The sequence below is a fragment of the Actinocorallia sp. API 0066 genome, assembly GCF_020991275.1.
Lineage (GTDB): Bacteria > Actinomycetota > Actinomycetes > Streptosporangiales > Streptosporangiaceae > Actinocorallia.
In genome coordinates, this window is sequence record NZ_JAJLQY010000006.1 from 275,473 (window position 1) to 291,536 (window position 16,064).

The 16,064-nt window shown below is 72.5% G+C and carries 17 protein-coding genes and 2 riboswitches; of the genes, 3 read left to right on the forward strand and 14 right to left on the reverse strand.

Annotation, left to right across the window (positions count from 1 at the left end; translation table 11 throughout):
- Nucleotides 1-100 precede the first annotated feature (100 nt).
- The 4 genes from LO762_RS17460 to LO762_RS17475 all read right to left on the reverse strand — a co-directional run bounded on the left by LO762_RS17460 (nt 101) and on the right by LO762_RS17475 (nt 3,534).
- Nucleotides 101-751: a response regulator transcription factor gene (locus LO762_RS17460; RefSeq protein ID WP_230616400.1), complete on the reverse strand. Its 651-nt coding sequence runs from the start codon at nt 749-751 to the stop codon at nt 101-103.
- Between the two features lie 82 nt (nt 752-833).
- Nucleotides 834-1,640, reverse strand: a complete 807-nt coding sequence (locus tag LO762_RS17465) for a hypothetical protein (RefSeq protein ID WP_230616723.1) — start codon at nt 1,638-1,640, stop codon at nt 834-836.
- A gap of 77 nt (nt 1,641-1,717) precedes the next feature.
- Nucleotides 1,718-2,893, reverse strand: a complete 1,176-nt coding sequence (gene macS, locus LO762_RS17470; RefSeq protein ID WP_230616401.1) for a MacS family sensor histidine kinase — start codon at nt 2,891-2,893, stop codon at nt 1,718-1,720.
- A complete protein-coding gene (locus tag LO762_RS17475; protein WP_374201574.1) occupies nt 2,890-3,534 on the reverse strand; it encodes a lysophospholipid acyltransferase family protein in 645 nt (214 codons plus the stop codon). The genes macS and LO762_RS17475 overlap by 4 nt, the downstream gene beginning before the upstream one ends.
- A 235-nt stretch (nt 3,535-3,769) precedes the next feature.
- Here LO762_RS17475 and LO762_RS17480 point away from each other — a divergent pair, with 235 nt between their 5' ends.
- Entirely contained in the window at nt 3,770-4,567 is a 798-nt protein-coding gene (locus LO762_RS17480) for a hypothetical protein (RefSeq protein ID WP_230616403.1), read from the forward strand.
- A 4-nt stretch (nt 4,568-4,571) separates the two neighbouring features.
- Here LO762_RS17480 and LO762_RS17485 read toward each other — a convergent pair whose 3' ends face one another.
- The 5 genes from LO762_RS17485 to LO762_RS17505 form a co-directional block, all read right to left on the reverse strand.
- A complete protein-coding gene (locus LO762_RS17485) occupies nt 4,572-4,985 on the reverse strand; it encodes a hypothetical protein (protein ID WP_230616404.1) in 414 nt (137 codons plus the stop codon).
- Between the two features lie 125 nt (nt 4,986-5,110).
- Nucleotides 5,111-5,794: an endonuclease/exonuclease/phosphatase family protein gene (locus tag LO762_RS17490; protein WP_230616405.1), complete on the reverse strand. Its 684-nt coding sequence runs from the start codon at nt 5,792-5,794 to the stop codon at nt 5,111-5,113.
- Nucleotides 5,795-5,836: 42 nt separating this feature from the next.
- Nucleotides 5,837-6,778, reverse strand: coding sequence for an ROK family glucokinase (locus tag LO762_RS17495; protein ID WP_230616406.1), 942 nt, complete (start codon nt 6,776-6,778; stop codon nt 5,837-5,839).
- A gap of 54 nt (nt 6,779-6,832) precedes the next feature.
- A complete protein-coding gene (locus LO762_RS17500) occupies nt 6,833-7,216 on the reverse strand; it encodes a DUF5304 family protein (RefSeq protein ID WP_230616407.1) in 384 nt (127 codons plus the stop codon).
- A 208-nt stretch (nt 7,217-7,424) separates the two neighbouring features.
- Nucleotides 7,425-7,859, reverse strand: coding sequence for an SRPBCC family protein (locus LO762_RS17505; protein ID WP_230616408.1), 435 nt, complete (start codon nt 7,857-7,859; stop codon nt 7,425-7,427).
- 275 nt (nt 7,860-8,134) lie between these two features.
- Between LO762_RS17505 and LO762_RS17510 the strand changes: the two genes are divergently transcribed.
- Both LO762_RS17510 and LO762_RS17515 read left to right on the forward strand, forming a co-directional pair.
- Nucleotides 8,135-9,916 carry a long-chain fatty acid--CoA ligase gene (locus LO762_RS17510; protein ID WP_230616409.1) on the forward strand — a complete coding sequence of 594 codons (1,782 nt, stop codon included), beginning with the start codon at nt 8,135-8,137 and terminating at the stop codon, nt 9,914-9,916.
- Between the two features lie 112 nt (nt 9,917-10,028).
- The gene (locus tag LO762_RS17515) at nt 10,029-10,193 is read left to right on the forward strand and encodes a hypothetical protein (RefSeq protein WP_230616410.1); all 165 of its coding nucleotides are present in this window, start codon (nt 10,029-10,031) and stop codon (nt 10,191-10,193) included.
- Nucleotides 10,194-10,295: 102 nt separating this feature from the next.
- On the opposite strand, the gene LO762_RS17520 is transcribed toward LO762_RS17515, so the two are convergent.
- From LO762_RS17520 to LO762_RS17540, 5 genes are all read right to left on the reverse strand, one after another.
- Nucleotides 10,296-11,420 (reverse strand): glycosyltransferase family 4 protein, encoded by a 1,125-nt coding sequence (locus tag LO762_RS17520; RefSeq protein ID WP_230616412.1) that lies wholly within the window; start codon nt 11,418-11,420, stop codon nt 10,296-10,298.
- A 59-nt stretch (nt 11,421-11,479) separates the two neighbouring features.
- Nucleotides 11,480-12,658 carry a hypothetical protein gene (locus tag LO762_RS17525; protein WP_230616413.1) on the reverse strand — a complete coding sequence of 393 codons (1,179 nt, stop codon included), beginning with the start codon at nt 12,656-12,658 and terminating at the stop codon, nt 11,480-11,482.
- Between the two features lie 81 nt (nt 12,659-12,739).
- Nucleotides 12,740-13,534: a CHAP domain-containing protein gene (locus LO762_RS17530; protein ID WP_230616416.1), complete on the reverse strand. Its 795-nt coding sequence runs from the start codon at nt 13,532-13,534 to the stop codon at nt 12,740-12,742.
- Nucleotides 13,535-13,545: 11 nt separating this feature from the next.
- Nucleotides 13,546-13,697, reverse strand: a riboswitch (cyclic di-AMP (ydaO/yuaA leader).
- A 102-nt stretch (nt 13,698-13,799) separates the two neighbouring features.
- On the reverse strand, nt 13,800-14,324 hold the full coding sequence (locus LO762_RS17535) for a C40 family peptidase (protein WP_230616418.1): 525 nt from the start codon (nt 14,322-14,324) through the stop codon (nt 13,800-13,802).
- A 43-nt stretch (nt 14,325-14,367) separates the two neighbouring features.
- Nucleotides 14,368-14,572, reverse strand: a riboswitch (cyclic di-AMP (ydaO/yuaA leader).
- 396 nt (nt 14,573-14,968) lie between these two features.
- Nucleotides 14,969-15,952, reverse strand: a complete 984-nt coding sequence (locus LO762_RS17540) for a C40 family peptidase (protein WP_230616421.1) — start codon at nt 15,950-15,952, stop codon at nt 14,969-14,971.
- Between the last annotated feature and the right edge of the window lie 112 nt (nt 15,953-16,064).

Sequence of the window (16,064 nt, forward strand, 5' to 3'; positions counted from 1 at the left end):
CACCCTTGGATGCACCGCCGTACCCGCCGGTTTCGTCCGCTGCCGACATTTCCGCCCGACTTTCGGCGGCCGCCGGAGCCCTGTCCGTCGAACGGGGGGTTCACGGGGTGTCCAGGCCCTTTTCGATGGCGTAGCGGACCAGTTGGACGCGGTTGTGGAGGTGGAGTTTGCCCAGCGTGTTCTGGACGTGGTTCTGCACGGTCCGGTGGGACAGCACGAGGCGTTCGGCGATCTGGCGGTAGGTGAGGCCCTTGGCGACGAGGCGGAGGATCTCGGTCTCGCGGTCGGTGAGGCGCGGCGCGTCCGGGGCGGGCGCGGGCACCGCGGCGAGCCTGCGGTACTCGCCGAGGACGAGCCCGGCCAGGCCCGGCGTGAAGACGGCGTCGCCCTGCACGGTGCGGGCCACCGCGTCGAGGAACTCGGCGCGGGCCGCGGACTTCACGAGGTAGCCGGTGGCGCCCGCCTTCACCGCCTCCAGGACGTCCTCCTGCTCTCCGCTCGCCGACAGCACGAGGACGCGGGCGGGCGGGTCGAGCGCGGCGAGCGCCCGTGTCACCTCGACCCCGGAGATGTCGGGCAGCCGCAGGTCCACCACGGCGACCTCGGGCCGCACCGCCGCCGCGACCCGCACCGCCTGACGGCCCTCGCCGCACGCCGCGACGACGTCGTATCCGGCCTCGGCGAGGTCACGGGCCACCGCGTCCCGCCACATCGGGTGGTCGTCCACCACCATCACCCTGACGCCGCCCATGGCCCCACCTTACGAATCACGACAAACCGACTAACAGTGTGACGCGCCGGGCGACCCCGGTCCACGCGCGGGCGGCGTTCGCTCAGGACGAGGGCGGGACGACGGTCGGCGGGTCGAACGGCCCCGCGCCGCCCGACCCGGACGGCTCGGGCATCGGCGACCCTTCGGGCAGCGGAGGCCGCGGCCCCTCATCCGGCATCCCCGGAAAGTCGGGAATCCGCCGCTCCGGGTGGGACCAGCGGTCGCCGTACCAGGGCCGGTCCTCGTGCCACGGCCGGTCGCCGCCCCACCGCCGGTCGAACTCGACACGGATCACCTCGGGATCGTCGTCACCGTCCCCGACCGCGAGCGCGACCACGCCGCCGCCCACAAGCCCGCCGAGCAGCCCCGCCGCCAGCAGCGACACCGCCCCCGACCCCACCACCCGCTTCACGCGAGGCCCCCAGGGCCGCCGAGGCGCCCCGGCGGGCCCCGCCAGCACCTCCCCGCCCCCCAACGGAGGCGCGGGCGGCACCGGCGACGCGACAGCGCCCTCAGCACCCGGCCCGGACCCAGCGCCTCCGGGCGCGCCCGGAGGCGGCGGCGGCGACGCGACGGACGAACCCTGGCCCGCGTCCGGAACCGGTGACGCGACGGCTCCCTCGGCCCCCTGAACCGGCGACGTGGCGGCGCCGTCGGGTCCGGGGGCCGGGTCGGCGGCGGTGACGTCCGGGTCGGTGGGAGCGGGCGACGGGGCTACGGTGGAGCCCTCGGGGTCCTGGGTGGGGATGTCGGTTCGGGTGGTGGGTTCGGGGGTGGGGGAAGGGGCCGGGGGCGGGACAGCGGCGGGCGGGGTGGGGAGCGGGCGGCCCGCTACGGGCTTGTCGTAGGGTTCGCGGGGGTCGGGCATGGGGGCCTCCCGGGCCTGGCGGGTTGGGGTCGGGGGCGGAACGGGGCAATGATGCACCCGCCGGGTTAAGGGCGGTGTCAGCGCGGGACGGTGAGCTCCAGCTCGGTGCCCTGGCCGGGCGCGGAGACGATCTCCACGGTGCCGCCCAGGTCCCGCACCCGCCCCCGCACGGACTGCGCGAGCCCCAGCCGCCCGGCCCGCTCCGCCTCGACGAGACGGCCGGGCGCGATCCCCGGCCCGTCGTCCCGCACGCTCACCGTGACGGCCGCGCCGTCGTCCTCCAGGAGCACCCACACCCGCGTCCCGGGCGGGCAGTGCGCCGCGACGTTGTCCAGCGCCGCCCCCACCGCCGCCGCGAGCTCCCGCGCGACGGCACGGGCCAGCACCACGGGCGTCGCCGGGGTCGCGAGCTGCACCGAGGCGGAGGCGTAAGGCCGCAGCAGCGCCCGCAGATCAGCGGTGCCGCCGTCGTCGTCGCCGGAGCCGGGCAGCCGCGGCCCCGGCACCACCGCCAGCACCTCCGCCGAGATCAGGGCGCGCAGCGCCGCCTCCTGCTCCCCCGCGAGCCGTCCCAGCTCGGCGGCCTCGCCGCCCAGTTCGCCGCCGCGCCGCCGGACCAGCGCGAGCACCTGGAGCACCGAGTCGTGCAGGTCGCGGGCGAGCCGTTCGCGTTCGCGGGTCGCGGTCTCCAGCGCGACGGCCCGCGCCATCCGCAGCTCGGCGTCGATAGCGAGCCGCCCGAGGTACCCGACGATCACGCCGACCATGAGCAGCAGCACGACGCCGTTGAACGTCGTCTGGCTGAACACCTCCGCGTACAGCGCGCGCAGGGCGACGTCGGGCACCGCGACGGCCAGCGCCGCCGCCACCCCGCGCCGCGCGCCGCCGCGCAGCGCCCACGCCATGACGGGCGCCGCCACCCAGCTGACGGTCAGGTTGGGCCGTCCGTCGGCGAGGTGCTCGCGCGTCTCCACAAGCCCGGTGGCCAGCAGACAGGCCACCGCCACGGCCACGTCCGCGACGCCGAAGAGCCGCCCGCCCCGCACCCGCGCCGCCACGACGGTCCAGGCGGCCATCACCGCGAACACCGCGAGCCCGCCCAGCGGATACCGGTACTCGCCGTACCCGTTGGCGATCAGCGCGCCCGCGTAGGCGCACGAGACCGCCCGGAACACCGCCGTCGCCCGCCACAGCACGGCCTCGACGCCGGGGCCTGTGCGCCGGGCCCAGGGGCGGGCGGCGGGCGTGCTCATTCCTCGTCTTCGTCCCGGCGGACCTCGCGGCCCTGCTGCTCGGCCTTGACCTCGGCCGCGTACCGGTCGACGTACTCCTGGCCGGAGAGGTCCTGGATCGCCTTCATGATCTGGTCGGTGACGGTCCGCAGCACCTCGCGGTCGTCCTCGCGGCCGTAGTACTCCGAGAAGTCCAGCGGCCGCCCGAACCGGACGCCGGGCCGTCCCGGCAGCCCGAGGACGCGCGGCTTGGACCCGGCGGGCATCAGCTCGAACGTGTTGATCATCGCCATCGGGATCACCGGCACCCGGCCCTGGAGCGCGAGCCTGGCGACGCCGGTCTTGCCCTTGAACAGGCGGTTGTCCGGCACCCGGGTGCCCTCGGGGTAGATCCCGAGGAGCCTGCCCTCACCGAGCACCCGCAAGCCGGTGACCAGTGCCTCCTCGCTCGCCTTGCCGCCCGTCCTGTCGATCGGGATGACGCCGACGCCGCTGAAGAAGAACCGGCTGAACCAGCCCTTGATCCCCCTGCCGGTGAAGTAGTCGCGCTTGCCGAGGAACACGATGCGGCGGCGCAGCGGCAGCGGGCCGAAGAAGTGGTCGGCGAACGACAGGTGGTTGCACGCGAGGATCGCCGGGCCCTCGTCGGGGACGTTGTCCATCCCGCGGTTCCTGGGACGCCAGACCACCCAGAGGATGGGGCCCAAGATGGACTTGACGATCCACCAGAACATCCCGCCGCCTCTCCCGAATTGTTTGTAGGCCGTTCGAAGTGCCAGACATCTTCGCACGGACCCGGCCGGGCGGAGGGATCGCGTCCCCGGGCGCCCCCGTGGGACGATTCGCACCGTAGGCTCATCGCATGATGGTGGCCGGCGAACCGAGGAGCTGAGGGAAGTGAACCGCCGCGAGAACGGGCTGTCAGCGGACGCATACACGCCCTTGATCGACCTCGTCCCCGATCTCGCCGACGAGCTGCTCGCCCTGCTGGGCGCCGCCGGGATCGCCGCCTACGCGCTGCCGGGCGACACCTCGGGCCCCGACGTGCTCGACCACGTCCACGTCGACGTCGCGCACAAGCGGGAGGCCGAGCGCCTGCTGCACCCGCTGCTGCGGGACAGGCTGGCCGCCGCGCCCGCCGCCCCCGGCGCCGACGCGCGCCCCGAGGCGCCCGAGCGGGACCAGCGCGACGACGACGCGATCTTCGCGGAGATCGTCGCGGGCTTCGACACCCCGGCCGAGCAGTCCTGGCCGGACGAGGAGCATCTGGATCCGGGTGAGGACCGCACGGGCAGGCTGCCGACAGCGCGGATCGTCTTCTCCGGCACGGCGCCGCCCGAGACGGCCGAGGAGTCCGAGAAGTCCGCGAAGTCCGAGAAAGACACGGACGAGGACGACGAAGCGGAAGGCGACCTCAAGGAGCGGAAGGATCCGGGCGAGCAGGAGCCGGACGAGGAGGGCCACTACGAGCCGCCGCCTCCGCCCCCGCTGCCCGTCCCGGACCCGACGACGCGGCTGGCCTGGGTCTGCCTGGTCGGCGGCCCCGCCTACATCCTCACCACGGTCGTGATGCGCCTCCAGGCCCCCGGCTGGGCGGCCTTCCTGGCGGTCGCCGCGTTCATCGGCGGGTTCGTCACGCTGGTGCTGCGGATGGGCGACGAGCCGAGGGACGGCGACGACGGCGCCGTCGTCTGACGCGCTACTTGGCGACCTTCAGGTACGCCTTCTCCACGGTGACGGTGGAGGTGCCGAAGTTCTCCACCTCGGCCCTGTAGGACTTGTCCTTCCAGAGCGAGACGAGCCCGGTCAGGGTGTACTCGACCTTGGTGCCGTTGCCGACCTTGTCCTCGCCGACGAGGTCCTTCACCCGTGACTTCCCGTCCCTGGTGAACTCGGCGACGCTGAGCTTGAGTTTCTCGCCGGCGGTCTGGCCGCTGACGGTCACCGTGAGCGTCGTCACGTGCAGCCCGGACTCCTTGGGGAGCCAGGCCGCCGCCGGGTTGGCGTGCACCCCCTCCGGGTCGTTCCACTCGACGTCGAAGACCAGCGCGGCGCGCTTGCCCGGCGCGACCGTCGCGGCCTTGCCGATACCGACGTTGATGAGAATCTCCACGCCCGTCCTCCTGGCCGATAGCGGCTACCCAAGCGGGACTCTAGCGGCATGCCGGGCATCATGCGGGCCGTCCCGCCCTGCCGGTCTGACCTGACCGGGCCGTGGGCCGTGGCGTCAGGCGGCTGTCAGCCTTCGCCGCCGGGCGCGAGCCGCGCCAGCACCGGGAGGTGGTCGGTGGCGCGGGCGAAGTCCCCGCCGGGGTCGGGTGGGACCCCGCAGCCGAGCACGGTGAGCCGGGGGTCGGTGAAGATCCCGTCGATGCGGCGGCGCGGGCCGCCCGCCGGGAAGGTCGCGGCGCCGCCCTCGGGCGCGACGGCGTGCGCGTCGCGGAGCCGGGAGGCGAGCAGCCGCCAGGCGGGCCCGTCGGGGCCCTCGTTGAAGTCACCGGCCAGGACGGCCGGGGCCGGCCGTCCGGCGAGCAGCCGCAGCACGAGGTCCGCGTGCCGCAGCCGCTCGCGCGGGTCGAGCCCCAGATGGGTGGACGCGACGGCCAGGGCCCGCCCCTCCACGGACACCACGGCGACGGCCAAGGCCCGCCGGTGCAGGGGCGGCGCCCAGGGCAGCCGGTGGAATCCGCTCGCGAGGAGCCGCACCCCGGGACGGCCCAGGACGGCGAGCCCGGCGGTACGGCGTCCGGCCAGCACGGTCATCCCGACCTCGCGGGCGAGCCCCGCCCGCGCGGCCCGCCAACGCCCGTACCGGGGGACCTCCTGGAGGCACAGGAGGTCGGGCGCGCAGGCGCGCACCACCCGGGCCACCGCGAGGGGGTCGTCCCGCAGCGACCTGAGGTTGTAGGTGAGTATCCGCACCGCGCGCCCGCCGACCGTCCGCCGCGCCCTACCGCTCCGCTCCTACAGCCGCGCCAGGTCGGCCGCGCCGACGATGCCCGCGTCCGGGCCCAGCTCGGCGATCCGCACCTCGGGCAGCCGCCGGTGGCCGTGCCCGGTGACGGCCTCGGTGAACGCCTTGGTCATCTGCTCCAGCAGCAGGTCGGCCACGGCAGACAGGCCGCCGCCGATGATGAACAGGCCGGGGTCCATGATCGCGGTGAGGTCCGCGAGGCCCTGCCCGACCCAGCACGCGACGGTCTGGAAACACTCCAGGGCGGCGGGGTCGCCCTCGCGGGCGGCCTCGGAGACGGCGAGGCCGGTGATCTCCATGGTGCCGCCGCTCAGCTCGATCATCCGGGCCGCGCGCTTGGGCTCGACCCTGGCCAGGTCGCGCGCCTCGTGCGAGAGCGCGTTGCCGGAGGCGTACTGCTCCCAACAGCCGCGGTTGCCGCAGCCGCAGCGCCGCCCGTCCGGGACGACCCGGACGTGGCCGAGCTCGGCCCCGATCCCGTGCCTGCCGCGGTACAGGGCGCCGTCCACGATGATGCCGCCGCCGATGCCGGTGCCGAGCGTGACGCACACGACGTGCTCCTCGCCCCGTCCCGCGCCGAACCGGTACTCGCCCCAGGCCATCGCGTTGGCGTCGTTCTCGACCACCACGGGCAGCCCGGTCAGCTTCTCGACCTTGGCCTTCAGGGGCTCGTCACGCCAGGCGAGATTGGGGGCGAACAGCACGATCGACCGCGTCTCGTCGACGAAGCCCGCGGCGCCCAGGCCGACGCCCGAGACGTCGTCGTACTTGGCCTTCAGCAGGTTCGTCACCTCGGCGATGACCCCGGCGGTCAGCTCGGGGTTGGTCGACGGTGTGGGCCTGCGCAGCTTCTCGAGGATCCGCCCCTGGTCGTCGACCACTCCGGCGGCCACCTTGGTGCCACCCACATCCACACCGATGGTCAGCGACATCGCCGAACCCTCCTCTTCCACCCCGGGCGGTTCCCGTCGCCCGGGTGATCCACGTCAGCCGACATCCAGCGGGTCGTCCCCGCCGGCGCCGCGCTCCCCCTCTCGGGGCGCGCGGTCCGCCCGCCAGGTCCCGCCCCCGCTTTCCGGACGTGTTGGGCGAGTGCGTTCATACCCGGCCAAAACATCCTGGAAGGCTGCGAAGAGGGACTGACCGGCATCGACCACATGGGCCAGGACATCGGGACCGGAGGACTTCGCCGCCTCCATCGCCCGGCAGACCGGACAGTTGTGCGGACACGTGCCCTCGGCCCGCTCCTCACGGACGGCCTCGCTCCACACGTCACCGCCCTGCGGTCCACGGTCGTCGGTCATCCGGCGGCGAACCGCCTCAAGGAGCTTGAACGCCTCCTCAAGGACATATCCCGGCTGATCGGTCATGCGATTCCCATTCGCCTCATGGTCGGCCGGTAACCGTACCGTGCGCGACCGGTTACCCGCGCGTACTGGTCAGCGCCAGCCCGCGCCTCCATTGTCCGTTTCGATCGGTCCACTGCGCTATCCCGACTTTTCCGGACTTCACCTAAACGCATCCCGCCCGCCGCCCCATCGCGCGGAGGTCCGTCGGGCACCGGCCGCCCCGGCGGGATCAGCTCTCCACGCGCCGCTTCAGCCCCTTCAACGCCGACTCGATGATGATCTTCTCGGCCTTGCGGCGGATCATCCCGATCATCGGGATCTTGACGTCCACCGCCAGCTCGTACAGCACCTCGGTGCCGCCGCTGCCCTCACCGAGCGCGTACCTGCCGCTCAGGCCCGAGACCACGGTGCCCGCCTCGGCGAGGTCCCAGCGCAGCTCGTCCACGCCCGACCACTGGCAGCGCACGCTGTAGGTGTCCTTGATCGGGCCGGACGCCAGCGTCATCCTGACGACCTCGGGACGGCCCTCCTCGTCGGCGCTGACCACCTCGGCCGCCACGATCCCGTCCGCCCACTGCGGATACGCGGGATAGTCCGCGATCACCTCCATGATCGCGGCCTTGTCGGCGTTGATCGTGATGCTGGAGCTCGTCCGGTCGGCCATCGCGTCCCCTTCGTCATGGTCCTACGCGGAGATTACTCCTCCGGGGACGGCACGGACGGGCCGTCCGGCGATCCTGAAGCCACCCGCTCCGGCCCACCCTGTACATCGCTCACCACGTGGACGCGCACGCCTCCCACACAACATCGCGATCAAGTCAAGGTTCGAACACGCGGATATATCCTCGAAACATAGCTACCGCCTAGTAGCCGAAGTCCACGGAAACAGGGTACGTTCGGGCCAGCCCCCATCCCGCGAAGACGCTAAGGACCAGTTCAGTGCGTGAATACACAGCTCCCGCCCTGGTGGAGGTGCCCTCCTCGACGACGACGACGGACACCGTGTTCGAACGCGCCGCGCGCGACCCCCGCCAGACCGCGTTCCGGCGCCGTTTGCCCGGCGGCTGGCGGCCCGTCACCATCGGCGAGTTCCGCGACGAGGTCGTCTCCATCGCCAAGGGCCTGATCGCCAAGGGCGTCAAGCCCGGCGACAGGGTCGGCCTGCTGTCCCGCAACCGGTACGAGTGGACCGTCATCGACTACGCCATCTGGACGGCCGGCGCGGTCACCGTCCCGGTGTACGAGACGTCCTCGGTCGAGCAGATCACCTGGATCCTGTCGGACTCCGGCGCCGTCGGGATCTTCACCGAGACCGTCACGCACAAGGCGTCCGCCAAGGAGGCCGGTGCCGACCAGGTCTGGGTCATCGAGGACGACGGCCTGGCCGAGCTGGCGGAGGCGGGCGCGTCCGTCACCGACGAGCAGGTCGAGGCGGCCCGCACCTCCCGCACGTCGACCGACCTGGCGACGCTGATCTACACCTCCGGCACCACCGGCCGCCCCAAGGGCTGCGAGCTCACCCACGCCAACTTCGTGGAGCTGTGCCGCAACGCCAAGGAGGGCGAGCTGAAAGAGGTGCTCACCGGCCGGGCCGACGCCTCGACGCTGCTGTTCATCCCGCTCGCGCACGTGTTCGCGCGGCTCATCCAGGTGCTGGTGATCGAGTCCGGCGTGGTCCTCGGCCACTCCCCCGACATCAAGAACCTCCTGGAGGACCTCGGCTCCTTCAAGCCGACCTTCCTCCTCGCCGTCCCGCGCGTGTTCGAGAAGGTCTACAACGGCGCCGAGCAGAAGGCGATCACCGGCGGCAAGGGCAACATCTTCGCCAAGGCCGCCGACACCGCCATCGCCTACAGCAAGGCCCAGGACACCCCGTCCGGCCCGGGTCTCGGCCTCAAGGTCAAGCACGCCGTCTTCGACAAGCTCGTCTACGGCAAGCTGCGCGAGGCCGTCGGCGGCAACGTGTCCCACGCGGTGTCCGGCGGCGCCGCCCTGGGTGAGCGGCTCGGCCACTTCTTCCGCGGCGTCGGGATCACCATCCTGGAGGGCTACGGCCTCACCGAGACCACCGCGCCCGCCACCGTCAACACCCCGCGCAACCTCCGCATCGGCACGGTCGGCAAGCCGGTGCCGGGCACCTCGATCCGGATCGCCGAGGACGGCGAGATCCTCATCAAGGGCGTCGGCGTGCTGGGCGGCTACTGGAACAACGAGACGGCGAGCAAGGAGGCCCTGGAGGACGGCTGGTTCCGCACCGGCGACCTCGGCTCGCTGGACGCCGACGGCTTCCTGTCGATCACCGGCCGCAAGAAGGAGATCCTGGTGACGGCCGGCGGCAAGAACGTCGCGCCCGCCCCGCTGGAGGACCGCGTGCGGGCCCACCCGCTGGTCAGCCAGTGTCTCGTCGTCGGCGAGGGCCAGCGGTTCATCGCCGCCCTGGTGACGCTCGACCCCGAGGCGATCGGCCCCTGGCAGGAGACCAACGGCCTGGCGGGCAAGTCCGTCGTCGAACTGGCCGAGGACCCGAAGGTGCTCGCGGAGATCGGCAAGGCCGTCGCGAACGCCAACCTCTCGGTCTCCAACGCCGAGCAGATCAAGAAGTTCCAGATCCTCGAAGAGGACTTCACCGTCGAGAACGACTACCTGACGCCGTCGCTCAAGGTGAAGCGGCACCTGGTGGTCCGCGACTTCACCGGGGTCATCGAGGACATCTACCGGTAGGCAGTACCCAGGATCTACCGTTTGTCGGTTCCGCCCTGGTCAACCCTCTTCGATACTGAGTGTCAACCGAAGGATGGTTTCCGTGACCATCTCCGAAGGGGGTTGACCAGCGATGTCCCGGCTTTCACGCAACGAGATCGAAGAGGGCACCCAGTCCGACAGGCGGCGCTCGGCGCGCAACCGGCAGCGCCAGCAGCCGCACTCGGCGCAGGCCAAGACCGGCAGGCACGCCGCCGCCAAGAAGTCCCTCCCCCTGCGCCGCGGCCAGGGCCGCTGATAGTTCTGTGTTTGATTGGCCCCGGGGCGCTTGCGAGCCCGGGGCCGCCCCTCCGGCCCGTGGGGCCTCCGGGGCAGCCCCGGGAGCGCCCCCGGGCCGGGCTCAGCCGGTCAGCAGGGTTTCCAGGCGGGCGGCCTGGCGGGTCCAGGTCCACTCCGCCTCCACCCAGGCCCTGCCCCGCGCGCCCATGGCCCGTGCGGCCGCCGGATCGGCCAGCAGGCCCGCGACGGCGTCCGCGACGGCACCCGGATCGCGGCCGGGCGCCACCAGGCCCGTCTCGCCCGCCAGGACGGCGTCGGGGGCGCCGCCGGAGTCCCCGGCCACCACGGGCAGCCCGGTGGCCGACGCCTCCAGGTAGACGATCCCGAGGCCCTCGACGTCCAGGCCGCCGCGCCGGGTCCGGCAGGGCATCACGAACACGTCGCCCGCGTCGTAGTGGGCGGGCAGCTCGCTCCACGGCACCGAGCCGGTGAACACCACCGAGTCCCGCACCCCCGACCGTTCGGCCATCCGTTCCAGCTCGCGCCGGTAAGGGCCGCCGCCCACCAGCAGCAGCACCGCGTCCGGCACCCGCGCGCGCACGGCGGGCCACACCCTGATCAGCGTGTCCTGGCCCTTGCGGGGCACGAGCCGCGAGACGCACACCGCCACCGGCCGGCCGTCGACGCCGTGCCGCTTCCTGATCTCCGTGCCGCCCGCGCCGGGCCGGAACACGTCCTCGTCGACGCCGGGCGCGAGCCGCGTCATCCGGGCCGCCGCCTGCGGGGACAGCGCGCGGGCCATCCTTGACCGGGTGTACTCGCCCAGATAGGTGAGCACGTCCAGGCCGTCGCCGATCCGCCGCAGCAGGCCGCGCGCGGCCGGGAGCTGCGCCCAGGCCGCCTCGTGCCCGTGGGTGATCCCCACCGCCCGCCCGATCCCGGCCTCGCGCAGCGCGGGCGCCAGCAGCCCCAGCGGGGCCGCCGCGCCGAAGACCACCGCGTCGCAGCGTTCGCCGCGCGCGAGGTCCCGCGCCCTGCGCAGCACCGACGGCTCGGGCAGCATCAGCGACGTCGGATGCCGGACCACCGGGAACGGCTGCGCCGCGTCGAACTCCCGCGCGCCCCGCCACTGCGGCGCGTACACCACGACCGACCCCTCGGGCCGCCGCAGCGCCAGCTGGTGCACGAACTGCTGGATCCCGCCGGGCCGCGGCGGAAAGTCGTTGGTGACTATGAGGCTCTTCATCGCACCCCACACAATGCCACGCACCCACCCGTACCGCCCCACCAGCCCGTCGAGGCGGTTCAGGCCAGGTGGGCGCGGAGGTAGGCGCGCCAGGCGGGGGTGAGGTCTTCGACGCCGAGCACCCGCTTGAGCGCCTCGGGCTCCGGGAGGGTGCGGGCGGCGCGGTAGAGGGCGAGGAGCTTGGCGCGGCCGTGGGTCTCGGCGATCATGCGGCAGGCGAGCCAGGCCTCCTGGTAGGACTGGCTGAGGCGGGGCGCGGAGGTGCCGAAGGCAGCGGCGTCCGGGAGGCGGTCGGGGAGCTTTCCGGCTTTGACCTCGGCGGCGAGTTCGGCGGCGGCCTTACGGGTGGGCACGGACGTCCCCAGGTAGCCGACGTAGTCCGCGAAGCCCTCCACGAGCCACATGGGCGTCGTGGTGTCCGATCCGGCGTCCAGGGCGATGTGGGTGAGCTCGTGGGTGAGCACCACGCGGCGGCCCAGGGCGGACAGGCGCGGCCAGGTCTCCGGGGAGACGAGGATCCGGGGACGGCCGGGGCTCCCGTCGGCGTTGGGGCGGGCGGTCGCCAACGCCACGACCTCGCCCAGGTCGCGGTCCCCGGCCAGGGCCCTGGCGTGCTCGCCGTCCACCGGCACCAGGGCGACGGCCTTACGGGCCCAGTCCGGTCCAACGGCCGCCGTCACTCGGGGCGCGGCGGCGTCCAGCAGGGCGGCGATCTGCCGCAGCGGCCCCGAGCCGACCACCAGGCTCGCCGCCCCCGTGACGGCCTCGACCGGCCCGCGCGACCAGATCTGGGCGTCGTCGGCGCGCCCGTCGCCCCCGTCCCCGGTGAACCCGGCGGGGCCGACCCTCAGATGGCCGGTGCGGACCTCGTCGGCGGTGTCGAAGCCCCGGTACCGGTGCGCGACCCTGACGGTCACCAGGCCGCCGTCCAGCTCCGCGACGGTCTCGGCCCAGCCCGCGAGCGGCAGGGCGGCCAGCGAGCCGAACAGCTCCTCCTGACGGGCCAGGAAACCCGGCTCGGCCGGATCGACCGTCGCCAGGAAGCCCGCCTTGTCCCCGGCCAGGACGGCGGCCGAGCGGGCGGCCAGCAGCGCGTCCACCCGCGCCGGGTCGGCCTGCCGGGCCGACGGGGCGGGCGCGGGGCCCGCCCGGCAGCCCGCCAGGCCCAGCGCCGCCCCGCCCAGTAGGACGGCGCGGCGGCCGGGGACGCGCGAAGGCCCCGGTGCGTCGGCTTCCATGGGTCGCGATCCTATGACCGCGCCGGAAACCCGACGTCCCGGGGCCTTTCGTGCCATCGGCTATGAGTCCGTGCGGGCTGGTCAGCCCTTGAACTCGGGGTAGCCGTACCCGACGATCTGGCTGGCGGAGCGCTGCTTGAGCTGCACCTTGTTGCCGGTGTTGCCCTCGACGGTGTGGACGGTGCCGTCCGAGCCGACGCCGGTGACGATGCCGACGTGCACGATGTCGTCGAGGCCCTTGGCGCCGTTCCAGTTGAAGAAGACGATCGCGCCGGGCTTCGGGGTGGTGCCCCAGCGGCTCTGCTCCTTGAACCACTTGGCGTGCGCGATGGTCCAGGCGTCCTGGCCGACGGTCTTGACCGTGCCGGTCTGCTCGGCGACCCAGGAGACGAACATGTTGCACCACTCGGCGGCCTTGTAGGCGGAGCGGCTGCCGCCGTCACGGGCGATGGTCTCGCCGGCCCGGTCGGTCTCGGCGTACCACTCGCCGAACTTGGTGCGGCCGGTCGCGTCCTCGGCCTCACCGAGCTGGCTCTTGGCCTGGTTGATGAAGTCCTCGGCGCTGACGGCGGCCGCGGCCTCGGACTCGTCGGCCTCGCGGTCGGACTCGTCGGCCTGGCGGGCGTCCTCCTCGGCGGCGCCGGTCTTCTTACCGTCGAGCTTGACCTGGACGGCGGCCAGGCCGCCCTCGTTGACGGCGCCGATGCCCGCGAGGTTCAGGGCGGACTGGGTGACCTCGGCGGAGGTCTTGGCGTCCTCCTCCAGCGTGTTCGCGTGCGCGGCGGCGGTGAAGGTGCCGGCGAGGAGGGTGGTGGCGAGGAAGCCGCCGGTGAGCTTGAGGGTCAGGGCGGTCTGCTTGGCGTGACGACCGGTCATGTTGCTTCAACTCCTGGTTTCCATGCCGCCTACCGGGTTAGCTGACGGATTCGGGCCTGGAATAGCCCTACGGTGGCTGGGCCACCGATTCACCCCGTGCCGATCGTGATCGGCGAGTGGGTCCCCGGCTCCGCGCTGGGCGCGGACTCGGCGGGAGGACGGCTCCCTCAGGGAGAGAGCCAGTCCCGCGTGCATTTGACTGGTGAGCGCGGCGGGGGTACCGGAGGGTTCCGGTGCTGCACCCCCGCCGTGGGGGTCCGTGTGCCTAGTAGGGGCGCACGGCTCCGTTGAAGTTCTTCTTGCGGTAGCTGTCGAGCAGTACCTGACGGACGTGGTCTCCGGTGCGGGGCGAGTGGATCATCCACACCTTCCCGCCGGAAACCTTGGAGACGATGCCTACGTGGCTCCGGCCCCCGTAGAAGAAGACCAGGTCCCCCGGGTAGAGGTCCCTCCACTTGATCTTCTTCGGGACACCGGCGTAGATCGCGGTGGTGGTCCGCGGCAGTTTCACGCCCGCCTGACGGTAGACGTAGCCGACGAGACCTGAGCAGTCGAAGGAGTTCGGGCCGGCCGCGCCGTAGACGTACGGCCTGCCCTTCTTCTTCTTCGCCAGGGCCAGGGCCTTCTGCGCGGTCTTCTTGCGCTCGGCCCAGGTCTTCTTCTTCGGTTTCTTCTTGGTCGCCTTCTGCGTCGGGGCCGTGGATTCGGCCGCGACCGCCTGCGCCGGAACCGCGATGAGGGCCGCGGGAGCAAGCACCGAGGTGGCGAGCAGGCCGGAGGCCAGCCGCACACGCCGGGAAGGCAGGCGGGTGCCAGGGATGCGAGACAGGGGAATCTCCTTCTTCCTGACGCCTACCGGGTTAGCTGTCGGGTTCGGGCGGAAGTGGAGAAGTGCCCTACGGCCCGCCGCCCCGAGGGACGGCCCGGCCGATTAACCCCGTTCCGTGGGCATGGCTCGAACCCTTTGGGGGTGGTTCGAGGTGCCCGCGGGTGTGGGTCCCCGGCTCCGCGCGCACGCGGACTCGGCGTTCAGTCCGTACGGCTTGGGCGTGATGGGGCCCCGGCGCTGGGCGCGCTCCGCCGCACGGCTGCGGTTTGGTTTTGGGGTGTGCCGACGGCCTCGATGGGCTCAGATCGCACTGTCCTACGCTTCACTGCGCGGCCCCGGCATCGGCTGTTGATGCGGGCTCTCGGATCAGGCTGGTCGGCCGTACCACTGCTGACTCCTGGGGGGAGCCACCGGGAGGCAACGTTCGGATAACGTCGCGCTCAACCTGAAGGTACCAAAGAAACAGCGAAAGGCAAATGCCCCGCAAAGATGACCAAGCCCAGGTGAAGCGGGCTTTGACTGCGGGGTGACACAGGTCTCACCCCCGCGGAGACCCCTCGACCCCCGCTTTCACCGGGCCTGGAGGGGTTTGTGGGACGTCGCGGCTAGGGCCGTCCGCCGCCCACGAAGCGTGCTTTGTAGTAGCCGGAGGTAACGCTGACGATCTCCACACTCCTGCCCGTCCGGGGGGCGTGGATCATCTTGCCGCCGCCGACGTACAGGCCGACGTGGCCCAGGCCGCTGAAGAAGATCAGGTCGCCCGGCTGGAGGTTGTCGAAGGAGACGCGCTTGCTCGCGGTGAGGTTGAACTGGGCCGCCGCGTTGTGCGGGAGCGCCACTCCGGCGGCGCCCCAGGCGCGCATCGTCAGCCCCGAGCAGTCGAAGCCGGTGGGGCCGGCGCCGCCGTAGATGTAGGGCTTGCCGAGCTGCTTGTAGGCGTACTCCAGGGCGGTGCGGGCGGGGCCGCTGGCGGGGCCGTCGTAGGTGCCGCCGACGGGCCCGGCGGGGGTGGCGGGCTCGCCGCCGAGCTGCTGCACCAGGGTGCGCTGCTTCTTGATCGCCCTGTCGATGACGGCGCGCTGGTCCTTGATCGCCTTGACCTTGACGTTGACCTTGTCGTAGGCGTCCTGCGCGTTGCCCTTCTCGCGCTCCAGCCGCTGGGTGGAGGTGAGGAAGTCCTTGATCTTGTCGCCGCGCTGCTTGGAGACGTGCGAGAACATCGAGACCTGGTCGAGGACGGCCTGGGGGTCCCCGGAGGACAGCAGGGCGGTGATGTCGCTGATGTCGCCGGTCTTGTAGGCGTCGGAGGCCATCTGGACGATGCCCTGGCGCGCGGCGTCGAACGCCTTCTGCTCGCGCTGCGCCGCCTTCTTGGCGGAGGTGAGCTTGCGCTCGGCGACCTTGAGGTCCTGGTTCAGCGCGTTGAACTTGTCGACGAGCTTCTCGACCTGCTCGTTGAGCTGGTCGAGCTTCTTCTGTGCCTGGGCCCGCGTCGGCTCGGCGAGGGCGGCGCCGGGGACGCTCCAGACCACGGAGGCGACCAGACAGACGGCGGCGAGACGCCGGAACTTCGAGGTGTCAGCGGCCACGCTGGGAAACGCCCCTTCTTGCACAGTTTTGTCAGGCGTGACCCTAGTGAAGAAGGAGTACCCGCGCCACCGAAACGCCACATTTCACGGCATTTCGGAACGGTGTCAGGAC